General features: G+C 69.9%; 14 protein-coding genes. 5 read left to right on the top strand and 9 right to left on the bottom strand.

Features of this window, described 5'->3' with window-relative positions; all coding sequences use genetic code 11:
- Positions 1 to 29 precede the first annotated feature (29 nt).
- Together AC0Z36_RS12820 and AC0Z36_RS12815 are read left to right on the top strand one after the other, a co-directional pair.
- Positions 30 to 1535: a zinc-dependent metalloprotease gene (locus AC0Z36_RS12820; protein ID WP_485462942.1), complete on the top strand. Its 1506-nt coding sequence runs from the start codon at positions 30 to 32 to the stop codon at positions 1533 to 1535.
- Complete coding sequence (locus tag AC0Z36_RS12815) at positions 1532 to 2062, top strand: NUDIX hydrolase (RefSeq protein WP_485462941.1); 531 nt, start codon at positions 1532 to 1534, stop codon at positions 2060 to 2062. The genes AC0Z36_RS12820 and AC0Z36_RS12815 overlap by 4 nt, the downstream gene beginning before the upstream one ends.
- 85 nt (positions 2063 to 2147) lie before the next feature.
- On the opposite strand, the gene AC0Z36_RS12810 is transcribed toward AC0Z36_RS12815, so the two are convergent.
- The 4 genes from AC0Z36_RS12810 to AC0Z36_RS12795 all read right to left on the bottom strand — a co-directional run bounded on the left by AC0Z36_RS12810 (position 2148) and on the right by AC0Z36_RS12795 (position 5933).
- Entirely contained in the window at positions 2148 to 2909 is a 762-nt protein-coding gene (locus tag AC0Z36_RS12810) for an AIM24 family protein (protein ID WP_485462940.1), read from the bottom strand.
- 11 nt (positions 2910 to 2920) lie between these two features.
- Complete coding sequence (locus AC0Z36_RS12805) at positions 2921 to 3604, bottom strand: AIM24 family protein (RefSeq protein WP_485462939.1); 684 nt, start codon at positions 3602 to 3604, stop codon at positions 2921 to 2923.
- 13 nt (positions 3605 to 3617) lie between these two features.
- Positions 3618 to 5192 carry a TerD family protein gene (locus tag AC0Z36_RS12800; RefSeq protein ID WP_485462938.1) on the bottom strand — a complete coding sequence of 525 codons (1575 nt, stop codon included), beginning with the start codon at positions 5190 to 5192 and terminating at the stop codon, positions 3618 to 3620.
- A 144-nt stretch (positions 5193 to 5336) separates the two neighbouring features.
- The gene (locus AC0Z36_RS12795; RefSeq protein WP_485462974.1) at positions 5337 to 5933 is read right to left on the bottom strand and encodes a M48 metallopeptidase family protein; all 597 of its coding nucleotides are present in this window, start codon (positions 5931 to 5933) and stop codon (positions 5337 to 5339) included.
- Between the two features lie 192 nt (positions 5934 to 6125).
- Between AC0Z36_RS12795 and AC0Z36_RS12790 the strand changes: the two genes are divergently transcribed.
- Positions 6126 to 7172, top strand: a complete 1047-nt coding sequence (locus tag AC0Z36_RS12790) for a ThiF family adenylyltransferase (protein ID WP_485462973.1) — start codon at positions 6126 to 6128, stop codon at positions 7170 to 7172.
- A gap of 136 nt (positions 7173 to 7308) precedes the next feature.
- Entirely contained in the window at positions 7309 to 8649 is a 1341-nt protein-coding gene (locus AC0Z36_RS12785) for an ABC1 kinase family protein (RefSeq protein WP_485462937.1), read from the top strand.
- 214 nt (positions 8650 to 8863) lie between these two features.
- Here AC0Z36_RS12785 and AC0Z36_RS12780 read toward each other — a convergent pair whose 3' ends face one another.
- The 4 genes from AC0Z36_RS12780 to AC0Z36_RS12765 all read right to left on the bottom strand — a co-directional run bounded on the left by AC0Z36_RS12780 (position 8864) and on the right by AC0Z36_RS12765 (position 12731).
- Entirely contained in the window at positions 8864 to 9106 is a 243-nt protein-coding gene (locus AC0Z36_RS12780; protein WP_485462936.1) for a hypothetical protein, read from the bottom strand.
- A 74-nt stretch (positions 9107 to 9180) separates the two neighbouring features.
- Complete coding sequence (locus AC0Z36_RS12775) at positions 9181 to 9528, bottom strand: WhiB family transcriptional regulator (protein ID WP_485462935.1); 348 nt, start codon at positions 9526 to 9528, stop codon at positions 9181 to 9183.
- A gap of 176 nt (positions 9529 to 9704) precedes the next feature.
- The gene (locus AC0Z36_RS12770) at positions 9705 to 10106 is read right to left on the bottom strand and encodes a hypothetical protein (protein ID WP_485462934.1); all 402 of its coding nucleotides are present in this window, start codon (positions 10104 to 10106) and stop codon (positions 9705 to 9707) included.
- A gap of 303 nt (positions 10107 to 10409) precedes the next feature.
- Positions 10410 to 12731, bottom strand: coding sequence for an ATP-dependent DNA helicase UvrD2 (locus tag AC0Z36_RS12765; RefSeq protein ID WP_485462933.1), 2322 nt, complete (start codon positions 12729 to 12731; stop codon positions 10410 to 10412).
- Positions 12732 to 12973: 242 nt separating this feature from the next.
- Between AC0Z36_RS12765 and AC0Z36_RS12760 the strand changes: the two genes are divergently transcribed.
- The gene (locus tag AC0Z36_RS12760; RefSeq protein WP_485462932.1) at positions 12974 to 13231 is read left to right on the top strand and encodes a mycoredoxin; all 258 of its coding nucleotides are present in this window, start codon (positions 12974 to 12976) and stop codon (positions 13229 to 13231) included.
- A 158-nt stretch (positions 13232 to 13389) separates the two neighbouring features.
- On the opposite strand, the gene nudC is transcribed toward AC0Z36_RS12760, so the two are convergent.
- Entirely contained in the window at positions 13390 to 14307 is a 918-nt protein-coding gene (nudC, locus tag AC0Z36_RS12755) for an NAD(+) diphosphatase (RefSeq protein WP_485462931.1), read from the bottom strand.
- Between the last annotated feature and the right edge of the window lie 63 nt (positions 14308 to 14370).

The raw sequence follows: 14370 nt of genomic DNA, 5'->3' as shown, positions 1-14370 counted from the left end.
CGAATCCAAGGACCGAGGGCAGGTTCATCATGGCTGATTTCCCTTTCGGCTTCGGCAAACCGTCAGATGGCGATGACGACGAGTCCGGCCGCAACACCCCGCAGGGCCCGTTCGGGCCCGGCGGGGGCAACCCGTTCGGCTTCGGGCCCGGCGGTTTCGACCCCAACGACCCGAACAACCCCCTGGCGGCGATGTTCGGGCAGATGAACCCGGCCGACATCGGCCAGGCGTTCCAACAGATCGGCAAACTACTCTCGTACGAGGGCGGCCCGGTCAACTGGGACCTGGCCCGGGACATCTCCCGGCAGACCGTCGCGGCGGTGGGCGACGCCAGCGTCGGCCAGGTCGACCGGCGGGCCGTCGAAGAGGCCCTGCGCCTGGCCGACCTGTGGCTGGACGAGGTCACCGAGTTGCCGTCCGGCGCGACCAGCGTCGCAGTGTGGAGCCGCGCCGAGTGGATCGAAGCGACCCTCCCGCAGTGGAAGGAGCTCGTCGAGCCGCTGGCCGAGCGGGTCACCGGCGCCATGGGCGAGATGCTGGGCTCCTCGGGTCTGGGCGGCGACGAGGCGCAGGCCATGGCCGGTCCGATGGTCGGCATGATGCGCTCGATGGGCGGCGCGATGTTCGGCGCCCAGGTCGGCCAGGCGCTCGGCGCACTGGCCGGCGAGGTCGTCGGCTCCACCGATATCGGCCTGCCGATCGGGCCGGCCGGCAAGGCGGCGCTGCTGCCCGCCAACGTGGCCGCGCTCGGCGAGGGCCTGTCCGTCCCAGTCGAGGACGTGCGCCTCTACCTGGCCCTGCGCGAGGCCGCCCACCAGCGGCTCTTCGTGCACGTGCCGTGGCTGCGCCGCCACCTCTACGACACCGTCGCCGCGTACGCCGCCGGGATCTCGGTGGACATGAGCCGGCTGGAGGAGGCCGCCGGGCGCATCGACCCGTCGAACCCGGAAGCAATCCAGGAAGCTTTCGCCGAGGGTCTGTTCCAGCCCGAGGAGACGCCCGCGCAGAAGGCCGCGCTGGCCAGGCTCGAAACCGCCCTCGCCCTCGTCGAAGGCTGGGTGGACGCGGTCGTGCACGCCGCAGCCGCCCCGCGCCTGCCGTCGGCCGACGCACTGCGCGAGACCCTGCGCCGCCGCCGGGCCACCGGCGGCCCGGCCGAGCAGACCTTCGCCACCCTGGTGGGCCTGCAACTGCGCCCACGCCGCCTGCGGGACGCGTCCCGTCTGTGGGCGTCGCTCGCCGACGCCCGCGGCACCGACGGCCGCGACGCGGTCTGGGCCCACCCTGACCTGCTGCCGACCGCCGAGGACCTCGACGACCCGGACGGCTTCGTGCACCGCGAGGAGCTCGACATCTCCGGGCTCGTCGCGGAGATGGACGCCGACCTGGACAAGCTCCAGGCCGAGCAGGTCGAAGAGGCCGACCAGGTCGAGAAGGGCAAGAAGGCCGCCCAGGAGAAGAAGCCTGAGCAGCCTGAGCATCCTGAGCGGCCTGAGCAGGACGACAAGAAGAAGCCTGAGGGCGACACGGAGTGACACTGCACGACGACGCGGCCCGGGTGCTCGGCACCTGGGCCGCACCCTGCGCCGAACAGGACGCCCTGCGCCGGGACTACCTGGCGCACCTGTCCGGGCACGCCGACGGCATGTGGAAAGCCTGTGCGGACGGCCACCTGACCGGCAGCGCGATCATCGTCGACCCGGTCCGCGGGCGGGTGCTGCTCACCCTGCACTCGAAGATCAAACGCTGGTTGCAGACCGGCGGCCACTGCGAGCCGGGTGACGTTTCGCTGGCCGCCGCCGCACTGCGGGAGGCGACCGAGGAGTCCGGCATCGACGGGCTGCGGCTGCTCGACGGCCCCGCCGTGCTCGACCGGCACGACACTCCGTGCGCCGTGCACTTTGACGTTCAATATGTGGCAGTGGCCCCGCCGGGCGCCGTCGCAGCGATCAGCGACGAGTCCGACGACCTGCGCTGGTTCCCGTACGACGCCCTGCCGCCCGGCACCGACGACTCGGTGCGCCGCCTGGTGAAACGGGCCGTGGAGCTGCTGGGTTCCTGACCTTAAGAACCACAGGGCGTTTCGTACGGGTTCACCCGTACGAAACGCCCTGTGGTTTTTCGCGAAGGACCCCGGGACGCGCCGCTCAGCTGCCCCAGGTGTTGCCGCGCATGCTGGAGTTGCCCATGCCGCGGTTGTTGAGCCAGTTGACACCCTCGGTCGAGGTGATGAACTCGGCCGGCGGCAACAGCTCGCTGGGCTGCACGATGACGTAGCCCTCACCGCGGAAGCTCATCGTCCAGCCCTCGCCGGTGCTCCGGCGGCGGCTGTAGACACGCTGCGAGGTGACCTGCGACTCCATGCCGATGTGCAGCTGGCTCGACCAGCCGACGACGGCGTCCGCGTCGGCGAACACCTCACGGTCGTGGGTCACCCGCATGACCAGTGGCTTTCCCGAAGTCATGACGACAAGGCGGCCGGTGCCGCCGATCTCCAGGCTGTACGCGCCGACACCGGCCACCGCCTGCTGCGACTCGATGCCGACGACGTTCCAGGTGAGCCCGGGGTCGAGCGCCAGGACGTACTGCCCGTCGACGGTCACGCCCTCCTGGTTCAGGTTCAGGATGTGGATCGCCTGCGCCATGTTGGCCAGGAACAGCGTGCCCGTGCCGCGGCACATCATCAGGTCCAGCTGCTCGCCCGTCCGGGCGGCGGCGGCCTGTTCGGCACCAGAGCGCAGGTAGCCGTCGAAGTCGATCGCGCCCTGGTAGGCAACCATCGAGCCGTTGCGGGCCAGCAGCTCCGGCGGGTTCCCGTTGCCCAGCTGGGCCCGCAGCATCTGCGGGTTCTGCAGGCTGAACCGCTCGTTGGACTGCGTCGCGGCGTTGGCGAAGAGTGAGCTCTGCATCGTCGTGTCCCCTAACCCCGGGCGTGGAAGCGGTCGGTGGTGTCTTCGCACGGCTGCACGACGACGTAGCCCTGGCCGGTGAACCCGACCTGCGCGGCCTCACCGCTGCCCCGGCCGACGATGCCGCCGAGCCGCATCGAGGTCTTGGTCTTCATCCTGAGGTTCGTGGTCCAGGCGACCAGCGCGTCGGGGTCGACGAACGTCTCCCGCTCGGCCGGGTCGAGGACGACCGGGCGGCCCTGGGTGGTGATGGCCACCCAGCCCTGGCCGGAGATCACCATGTTGAACATGCCGTTGCCGGAGAACTTCCCTGCGACACCCGGCACCGACTTGATCTCGTGGGTCATGTTCGCGTCGAAGGCCAGGACGTTCTTGCCGTTGACAGACAGACTGTCCCCGTTGAGCTGGAGGATCACAACGTCGGCGCCGTAGTCGGCGAGGTAGAGGTCACCCTGCCCCTCGGCCATCATCAGGTTCATGCCCTCGCCGGTGAGCGCCCGGCCCACCCGGCGGGTCCGCCCCTGGCCGACCGGCTGGAAGGTGATCCAGCCTTCGTACGCGATCATCGAGCCCTGCTTGGCGTACACACCGGGAGAGCCCTGCTGCATGTTCACCCGGCAGATCTTGTTGCCGTGGAAGGCCATCCGTGCGGTCGGTGCGGTCTGCCCGTAGTCCGCGATCATCTGCTGGTCCATGGTGCTGATCCCCTCAGACTTCGTACGGCTGGACGACGATGAAGTGGTTGCCGGGCGGACAACGGAACTGGAGGTTCACCGTCTCCCCGCTGTGCCCGGGGAAGGCAGTACGGCGCAGCCGCATCTGGGTGGTGGTCGAAACCATCATCCCGTTTCCGTCGGTCCAGGCGACGATCGCATTGGTGTCCGCGAAGGTCGGCCCCTGCACGGGAAGGACCATCGGGATGCCCCTGGTCTTGACGATCACCGTGCCGTTGCCGGAGAAGGTCTGCACGAACAGGCCGCCGCCGGGGATGCCCTGACCCTCGATGCGGGTGGGCTCGATGGTCAGGCCTTCGTCGTACGCGAGGACGTTGGCGGCGCTGACGCACAGCCGATTGCCCTGGAGTTCGACCAAGTGGAGGTTCGCGCCGTCCTCGGCGAAGAACACCTCCCCTTCACCCTCACAGCGCATCAGCTCCATCGACTGGCCGGTCTGCCGGTTGTTGAACCGGGCGCCCATGCTCTGGCCCTGGAACTTGAACTTCACGTCGCCCTGGTAGGCGACCATGACGCCCTGCCGCGCGACGACCTTGCTGCTGCCGTCGATCTTGGCGCGGACCATCTTGGGGCCCTGCTGGACCCAGCGGCCTTCGCCCTGGGTCTCGCGGAACGCCTCGATGCCGTACTGCGGGGTCTGGTCGCCGGTGTTGATCTGCATGTCGGGCTGCTGCTGCTGCTGCTGTTGCTGGTGCTGCGGCGGCATCATCTGACCCGGCGGCGGGAACTGCCCGGGCGGGGGCATGTGGCCGGGTGGCGGGAACTGCCCGGGCAGCGGTTGCTGCGGGTTGCCGAACGGCGGGGGCTGCTGCTGGTGCTGCGGGGGCGGCGGGTGCGCCAGGTTGTGCTGCACCGCCGGTTGCTGCTGGTGCTGCGGCGCAGGCGGCTGGTGCTGCGCGGGTCCGCCGGGGGGTGGGCCGAAGGACGGCGCGGGCGGCGGCTGGTGCTGTACGGGAGCGCCCGGCGGCGGGCCGAAGGACGGCACCTGCTGCGGCTCGCCGGCCGACTTGTCGTCGTCGTCATCGTCGGCGACCTCGCCGCCGAAGTTCTCCAGGAGCGCGCGCAGTCCGCCGTCAAAGCCCTGGCCGACGGCCGAGAGCCGCCAGACGTCCTTGCGGTAGACGTCGAAGATCATGGTCGCCCGCTCGGTGCTGAACTCCGCACCGGTGAAGGCGTACCGGGCGATCTCCTGGCCGCCGGCCGCGATCCGCAGATAGCCCGACGTGACCTGGGCCATCGTCCCGTCGCCGTCGATCGTCGCGGTGAACGCCAGCTTGTGGATGTGCGGCGGCACGCGGTCGAGGGTGACCCGGAAGGACTCGGTGTCACCCGCCTGCGCGCCCAGGAGCTGGATCGACTCCTCCGGTGACTTCGGCTGGTTGAAGAAGATGAAGTAGCTGTCGTCGGAAAGCCGGTCGTTCGCGTCCAGGCCGAAACAACTGATGTCGAAGGAGAGCCCCGGCGCGTCCAGCCGCACACCGATGTACAGGTCGGTCCCCGCGGTCAGGTCGGCGAGTTTGGACTTCTGGCCCTTCCTGAACTCGACCACTTCGTGGCTCCCTTCAACGCTTGTGTCCAGCCTGCCGTCTGTCCCGACGACCTGCGCATGCGCACGGTTCCCCGTTTGCTTTGATCGGCCCACGCTATACGGCGCGGAGCACCCTCGTGGAGGGCCGTCCCCCGGGTTTCCCGGTCACCCGTCGGCCTCGTCCGAAATGTCCAGACCTGCGGCGGAGGCGACCCCTTCGAGGAACCCCCGCGCGCGCTCGGTCTTCGGATAGGCGGTCAGGAGTGCCCAGAACTCCGGCCCGTGCCCTGGTTCCAGGAGGTGGGACAGCTCGTGCAGAAGCACGTAGTCCACCACGTAGGCGGGCATTCCCCGCAGGCGGTCGGACAGTCGGATGGTGCCGTCCGCGGGGGTGCACGAACCCCAGCGGCTGTTCTGGTTGCCGACCCAGCGGACACTGACCGGCACCGCGCGACCGGCCAGAAAGCGTCCGGAGAGTTCGGCGGACCGCTGCATGAGGTCCTCGTCGGCGGGCCTGCGGCGGCGGTCCTTGGCGTCCAGGCGGTCGAGCATGACGGTGACCCAGTGGGCCTCCTCGGTCTTGGACATCCGCGCGGGCATCAGCACGATGGTCCGGCCGCCTTCGCGGTACGCGGAGACCGTGCGCCTGCGTTTGGCGCTGCGGCGCACTTCGACGGCACCCCGCTCCTGAGCGGCGGGCGGGGCAGGGATTTCGGGGGTGGGATCCGGACGGACGGAGGCGGGTGCGGGATCGGCGTTCACGGCCATGGTCCGACGCTATCGCCCCCGCCCGACAGCCCGGTCGGCGTTTGCCGGAAGAGTTTCCCGTACGACGTTCGTCTGTTCATCACACCCGACCTGTGGACAACGGATTGGGCACAGCGAGTGTCCGGGCGCATGCTTTCCGCTGTCGGATCCCTCCCGTCGGCGTGAAGGAGCAACCCCGTGCGCCCCATGCTCAGACCCGCCCTGCGCCGCCTGTGGCGTGACCGCGCCACGCTCCAGCTCGGCCTGGACCCGGACAACGCCGTGGTGCTCACCGGCCTGACCCCGCCCGTCGCCCGGTTGCTCGACGAGTTGGACGGCTGTCGCACCCTCAGTCAGACGTACGGGTTCGCCCGGCAACTGGGCCTGTCCCCCGTACAGGTCGATGATCTTTTGACCGTGCTCGCCGAGAACGGCGTCCTGGAGGATGCCGCGGACCGGCCGCCCACACTCCCGCCGACCGCCTCCCAGCAGGACCGGATCAGCCCGGACCTCGCCTCACTCGCCCTGGTGTGGCAGGGGTCCGACGGCGGCCTGGGGTCGCTGGCCCAGCGTACGGACGCCACCGTCGTCGTCTACGGCGCGGGCCGGGTCGGGGCGGCCGTCGCCACCCTGCTGGCCGCCGCCGGGGTGGGCAGGGTCGTGCCGGTGGACCGCCGCCCAGTCGCCCCTTCGGACGCCGGACCCGCCGGATACCGGTGGACGCAGACCGGCAGGCGCCGGGAGACCGCCGTCCGGGAGGCCGTCCGCCGGGCCGCGCCCGGGGTTTTGTGCACCCTGCCGCCAGGGCGGACGCTGCCCGACGCGGCGGTGGTGGTCTCCGAGTCGCGGCCCGACCCGGAGCTGGCCGACCGGTTGACCCGCCAGGGCACCCCGCACCTTTTCGCGGACGTCCGGGACACCGTCGGAGTGGTTGGACCGTTTGTGCTGCCGGGCGACTCGGCCTGTGGTCGATGTCTCGATCTCCACCGGTCGGACCGCGACGGCCAATGGCCGGTGCTGCTCGCCCAGCTGAGCAGCGACGTCCCGCCCCGCGACCAGCCCTGCGACGTCGTCCTGGCCGCCGAGGTCGCGGCCAGGGCCGCCCAGCAGCTGCTCTACCACCTGGACGGCGGCCTGCCCACGGCCGTCGACGCCACTTGGGAGACTGCGCTGCCGCAGGGCCGGACCCGGCGGCGCAGCTGGTCCCGGCACCCGGACTGTCCGTGTGGCGACCCGGCGGGGTGGGGTGGGTGAACTCCTCCGGCCGGGGGGAAACCGCTCCCGGCCGAGATCCGGAAACCGGTGGTATGCCCCGGTCCGGCACCGGAAAATCCGGCGGAGTGTGGACGATCACACGTGGCGGGTGTCCGGGTCGGACACAATGGACGATGTGAGCGATCTTCCGCGCAGGGCAGTGACCCGTACGGCCAAGCTCGCCTCGCTGCCTCTAGGGGTGGCCGGCCGGGCGACACTAGGGCTGGGCCGACGCCTCGGCGGCCGGCCGGCTGAGATCGTCGCCGCCGAGCTGCAACAACGAACCGCCCAGCAGTTGTTCAAGGTCCTGGGCGAGCTCAAGGGCGGGGCGATGAAACTCGGACAGGCGCTGTCCGTGTTCGAAGCGGCGCTGCCCGAAGAGGTCGCGGCCCCCTACCGGGCGGCCCTGACGAAGCTTCAGGACGCCGCGCCGCCGATGCCGGCCCGCACGGTGCACAAGACACTTGTGGACAACCTGGGCAGCGACTGGCGTTCCCTGTTCGAAGAGTTCAACGACAAACCCGCCGCGGCGGCCTCGATCGGCCAGGTGCACAAGGCGGTCTGGCACGACGGCCGTGCCGTCGCCGTCAAGATCCAGTACCCGGGCGCCGGGGATGCGTTGATCTCCGACCTCAACCAGCTGGGCCACGTGGCCCGGTTCGCCGGTGCGCTGATCCCGGGCATCGACGTCAAACCGCTGATCGCCGAGCTGAAGGCCCGGGTCGCCGAAGAGCTGGACTACCAGCTTGAGGCCGAGGCCCAGCAGGCGCACGCGCTGGAGTACGGCGACGATCCGGACATCTACGTGCCCGCGGTGGTCCACCAGACGGACCGGGTCCTGGTCACCGACTGGATGGACGGCACCCCGCTGTCGAAGATCATCGACAAGGGCACCCAGAAGGAGCGGGACCGCGCCGGGCGTCTCCTCAGCCGGTTCCTGTTCTCCGGGCCCGCGCGCACGGGCATGCTGCACGCCGACTCGCACCCGGGCAACTTCCGGCTGCTCGACGACGGCCGCCTCGGCGTCCTGGACTTCGGCACGGTCAGCCGCCTCCCGGACGGACTGCCCGCCCCGGTGGGCGTCGCCATGCGGCTCGCCCTGGCGGGCGACGCGGACGGCGTGGTCGAAGTCCTGCGCGCCGAAGGCTTCATCAAGCCGTCGATCCAGCTGGACGCCCAAGAGGTCCTGGACTACCTCGTGCCGCTGCTCGAACCGTCCGGGGTCGACGAGTTCACCTTCACCCGCCCGTGGTTGCGGGCGCAGGCCTCGCGCGTCGGCGACCCGCGCAACCCCGCCTCGCAGCTCGCCCGGCAGCTCAACCTGCCACCGAGCTACCTGCTGATACACAGGGTCACGCTGAGCACGATCGGCGTGCTGTGCCAGCTGAACGCGACCGCGCCGTTCCGCGAGGAGATGCTCGACTGGCTGCCGGGTTTCGCGGAACCCGACGAGACCGCCGCCGAGATCGCCGACTGACCCGCGGAAAAGCCCGACGGGCCCGGCTCCTGTTCCCAGGAGCCGGGCCCGTCGTCAGTTGTCCCTTGCTTGTGCGGCGGGCGCCCAGCGCGGCCGGCGGGAGATCCCGCCGTCGTCGCGGCGGAAGGTGTTCCCGCATGTGCGGCCTGCGAATCAGCGCGGCCAGGCGCGGATCCCGCCGTCGTCGCGGCGGAACCCGCTTGCCGTGCGGTTCTTACATGACCGCCAGGGCCAGGGCCCGGCGGGCGCGGAGGGAGGCGTTCTCGGCCCGCTTCCGCATCTTCCTGGCCATGAAGAGGTGGTAGGCCAACCGTTCGCGTTCGGCCTCCCGCTGTCGTTGCTGCATATGGGCCCTCGCGAGGGCTTCGTTCATGAGATGCATTTCCAGGCTCCGGTGGCTGTGTGCTGCGGCGTGTTCGGTTTCGACGCTGATCTGGGTCTTGACTTCGGTGTTCATGGGTTCCTGGCCTAGCGGGAAGGCTCGGTTCGTGAGCGCGCGGGTGTTCGGACGGCGGAGTGAGATTGCGTACCTCACGCGACGACCTCCGTCTTCCGCGGACGGCCACGGGGGCGCTTGCGCGCGACGACGACGCCCTGCACGAACAGCTCGCCACCCCAGACGCCCCACGGCTCACGGCGCTCGAGGGCGCCCTGCAGGCAGGCCTCACGCAGCGGGCACTCGCGGCACAGGGCCTTGGCGTACTCGACGTCCTCAGGGGTCTCGGCGAAGAAGACCTCGGGGTCGTACGAGCGGCACGGGACGCGCTCGGCGACGGCGTCGGGAAGGGTGTCGAAAGCGGTGAGGGTCATAAGGTCTACCTCCGGTACGGCGGGGGTGGGTACTTCGGTGGGGGGTCTGTCGAGCTGCCTGGTGGTCATCGTGTTTCCTCCGGTGATTTCTGTTCTTCGTGTGACTGCTGTTGTCGTCTGAGTGGATCAACCCGGGGACCTGCGGCCGTAGAGCTGCTGCTCCGGGAGCTTCAGCTCAAAGAAAAAGGGCCGCGGATCCCGGTTACGGGTTCCGCGGCCCTGAAGGAGCCGATCCTGACTGTCGGTCAGGTTCGATTCTTCCAGGGCGGGTGCCCGGAGCCGAGGTTCATCCGTCCGGCAAAGCCGGACATGCTCATGCCGTTGGTCCACTGCTGCTGCTTGGAGGCCTGCGTCCGCTCACAGGTAGCCAGGACCGCCGGTCGACGGTTCCCGATTAGCTGCTCTCGTCGCAGGCCACGCGCAGCCACTGCGCTGGTCGCTGCTTCCGCACCGGTGTCATGAGCCGTCGCGCTGTCGGCACCCGTGGGGGGCGCGGCAACGGTGTGGGCGGCGGCATCGGTCCCGGCATAGGCCGAGGCGGTGTCTACGAAGAGAGGGGAGGACGTGGTGCGAACCAGCTGAGCAGAGCGCACTGACAACTCGACCGACGAAGAGGCGGCAGCGTTGACGAAGACAGGTGCGTCCACGAGTTTCTGGGTCCTGATAATCACGACATTCGCCTCCCTTCGTACGATCGCGACGTCACCGCACGGTGGCGACGTCGGAGTGGATATGGACATGGTTTCGGGCGGTACAGCGTTGTAAACAGCGCGGTGCTGAAACCAGCACGACGTCGCCGAACCCAGCATCCGTCAGAAAGCCGGGCCGTTCAACCTGCCGTGCTCGTGAGATTAGATGGGTCTACAACAAGTGCGCAAACCATTTTTGACGTGGGCGTTCTCATGGAGGGAGTTCCCTCACACCACCTCGTGATTCCCTCAGGCGAGGTGTCACGAGCCGTCCGGAACATCACTTTTGTCCCCGAAGAGGTCAGCGGGCGGTTCCGCGTCCGGGATCACGGCGTCCGACAGCCCGTTCGAAGCCCCGTCCGAGGCCGCAGCCGAGGCTTCGTCCAGCGGTCCTTCCGACGTCACAACCGACGCTTCGTCCGGTCCGTCCAGCGGCAGCTCGTCCGGTGCCGGACCGAGCAGATCGCCGCCCTCGCCCGGCTCGCGCCCCGCGATCATCGCGAGCACGTCCGCGCCGAACTTGTCGATCTTCGACTGGCCGACCCCGGAGATCCGGGACAGGCCCTTGACCCCGTCGGGGCGGGCTTCGGCGATCACCGTAAGGGTCGCGTCGGTGAACACGCAGTAGGCGGGCTGACCCAGCTCGCCGGCCCGCGCCTTGCGCCACTCCCGCAATCGCTCGAACAGTGCCTCGTCCACATCTGACGGACACCCCTCACAGCGGCCGAGCTTGACCTCCACCGCTTCGAGCAGCATCTTTCCGCACACCCGGCAGCGGACCTTGCCGCGCTTCTGCTTCTCGCCCTTGGGCTTCGGCGCGGAGAACCGCGCCTCGCGGTCCCGCTTGGACGAGCCCGGCGTACGGAGTGCGTCAAGGAACCGGGACGGCTTGCGCCCCGCCCGGCCGCCCGGAGCCCGGGCCAGCGCCCAGGAGAAGGACAGGTGCACGCGGGCCCGGGTGATCCCGACGTACAACAGCCGCCGCTCCTCCTCGACCTTCTCGTCAGTGTCCGCGTACGCGATCGGCATCATGCCCTCGGTCACGTTGACCAGGAAGACCGCGTCCCACTCCAGACCCTTGGCCGCGTGCAGGGAGGCCAGTGTGACCCCGTCGACGCTGGGCGCGTGCTGGACCGCGGCCCGCTCGGCCAGCTCGTCCGTGAAGGCCCGCAGCGTGACGTCGGGCCGGGTTGCGGCGAACTCCTCAGCGAGCGTCACCAGCGCGTTGACCGACTCCCAGCGCTCCCGCACCTGCCCGGACCCGGCCGGCGGCACAGTCGACCAGCCGGTGGTGCTGAGCACCGCGCGCACCTCGGCGGCGAGCCCGCCCGCCTCGGGGTCGAGGCGGGCACCCAGCGCCTGGCTGCGCAGGAGCGCGCCCGCCTGCCGGATCTCGGCCCGCTCGAAGAACCGCTCCGCGCCCTTGAGCACGTACGGGACACCCTGCTCGGCCAGCGCCTGCTCATAAGCCTGGGTCTGCGAGTTGGTGCGGAACAGGACCGCGATCTCCGCCGGCTTGACGCCGTCCTCGATCAGCTTTTTGATCCGCCGGGCGGTGCCCTCGGACTCAGCCGGCTCGTCGGGGTACTCCTCGAACTGCGCCTGCGGACCCTCCGGCCGCTGGGCGATGAGTTCGAGACGGTACTTCGCCGCCTCGCCCTTGGCGTGCGTCAGCAGCCGGTTGGCCAGATTCACGACCTGCGGTGTGGACCGGTAGTCGCGGACCAGCTCGACCACGGTCGCGCTCGGATGCTTGTGCCGGAAGCCGAGCAGATAAGCCGGGGTGGCACCGGTGAACGAGTAGATGGTCTGGCTCGCGTCGCCGACCACACACAGGCTGCGGGCCCGCTCCGACCACAGGTCGAGCAGCCGTTGCTGGAGGGGGTTGACGTCCTGGTACTCGTCCACGGTGAAGTGGCGGTACTGCGCCTGGACGGCCTCGCGGACCTCGATACGGTCGTCGAGCAGGCCGATGGTCAGCAGCAGCACGTCTTCGAAGTCCATCCGGCCGCGGCTGGACTTGATCTTTTCGTACGCGGCGTAGATGTGCTGGATCTCGGCGGATTCGCGGGGAATCTTCCGGGCGGCCTTCAGAACCGCCGCCGGGTAGTCGTCCGGCGCGATCTGCGTGGCCTTGCACCACTCGATCTCACCCATGATGTCGCGCAGCTCGGTGCGGTCGGCGCGCAGCCGGCACTCGTGGACGGCCTCGGCGACGAACGGGACCTTGCTGTCGAGCAGACGCGGCGGCTCGCTGCCGTACGTCTTCGGCCAGAAGTACTGGAGCTGCCGCAGGGCGGCGGCGTGGAAGGTCCTGGCCTGGACCCCCGCCACGCCCAGTTCGCGCAGCCGCCCGCGCATCTCACCGGCGGCGCGGGCGGTGAAAGTGACGGCGAGGACCTGCTGCGGCTGCATCGCGCCGGTCAGCGATCCGTACGCGATCCGGTGGGTGATCGCCCTGGTCTTGCCGGTGCCCGCGCCCGCGAGCACGCAGACCGAGCCGTCGACGGCCCGGGCGACCTGGCGCTGCTCGGGGTCCAGGGCGTCCAGGACGGAATCCGGGGTGGGGGTGGCTTCGATCACCGGCCAAGTGTCTCAGGGCCCGGGGACATCCGAAGCCGGTTGTCCCTTGTTCACTGCTCCACGAAGCCACGTCCTACAGACTTCGCCCGTTCCGCACGAAGCCCTCCGGCCGTCGCCTTCACTACGCGGCCGGACTCCGCCCGGCGGGCTGTGCGCCCAGGAGCGGCCGGTGGAAGAAAACGTGGGCCCCCGTACGTTGTGACCTGCACGAGCAGCTTTCCAACCCGAGGAGTCTGAACACGATGTCGGCCAGCGTGACGATGTACAGCACGACCTGGTGCGGTTACTGCCGCCGCCTCAAGAGCCAGATGGACCGCGAAGGCATCGCGTACAGCGAGATCAACATCGAGGACGACCCCGCGTCGGCGGACTTCGTGATGGAGATCAACGGCGGTAACCAGACGGTCCCGACCGTGTCGGTGGTACCGGCCAGCGGTAGCGCGGACGTCGTGATGACGAACCCCAGCCTCAAGCAGATCCAGGAAGCCCTGGCCTCCTGAGCTCCGGCCTCCTGAGCTCCGGCCTCCTGAGCTCCGGCCTCCTGAGCTCCGGCCGCCCGAGTTCGAAGATCCTGTACGGAAGCCCCCGCGGACGCGGGGGCTTCCGTCGTCCGGACGACGGTCCTGATCTCCGTACCTGAGCTGGACCTGCTGTCGTTTTACCAGTGGTGCTGCTCGCCGATCGGTTCCCCGTACCAGAGCTCCAACAAGTGCCGGGCGATCGAGATGCCACCGGGGGGCAGCACCTCGCCCGCCTCGATCGCGGACTTCAGCTCCGCGCGGCTGAACCAGCGGGCCTCGGCGATCTCGTCGCCGTCCACCCGGACGCGACTGTCGAGCGCGCGGACGTGGAAGCCGAGCATCAGGCTCGCCGGGAACGGCCACGGCTGGCTGCCGATGTAGACGGCGTCCTCGACGCGTACGCCCACTTCTTCGAAGACCTCGCGGGCGACCGCGTGTTCAAGCGACTCCCCCGGTTCGACGAACCCCGCGAGCGAGGAGAACCGCTTCTGCGGCCACGCCGCGTTGCGGGCCAGCAGGCAGCGGTCGTCGCGGTCGACGACCAGCATGATCACCGCCGGGTCGGTGCGCGGGAAGTGGTCAGCTCCGCATGCCGCGCAGTGGCGCACGTGCCCTTCCGACGCGACGGCCGTCGGCTCACCGCAGCGCGCGCAGCGCGGGTGCGAGCGGTGCCAGTGCGCGAGGCCCACGGCGTGGACCATCATCCCGGCTTCCGTGTCCGACAGTGTCCCGCCGAGGGCGCGCAGGTCGGCGGTTTCACCGCAAGTACCGTCGTACGGGGGGAGTTCCGCGACGGAGACGGCAAAGTAGGCGATACCCGCGGGGTCGGTGCCGAGCAGGTACCGCTCGCCGGGCGGGGCGTCGGCGGGCGGCACGAAGACGAGCGTCGGTCGTACGGTGGCGGCACCCCTGACGAACCTGGCCCTGCCGTCGGCGACGAGCAGCACCCGGGTCGCCGGATCAACCCAGACCGCGGACAGCCAGTCCTGGTCCGTTCGGCGTTCAGCCGCCCGGTCGAGTGTTGCGCGCGACAGCGCCAGCTGCGGATTCCCCATGGACCGACCTTTCCTCCGACAGCCGCTTCGATCATGCTCGGAATCCGGTGACTGGAGATCAAC

This window comes from Kitasatospora sp. UYEF31, from assembly GCF_057291755.1.
This window is presented reverse-complemented; position numbering and strand designations above follow the sequence as displayed.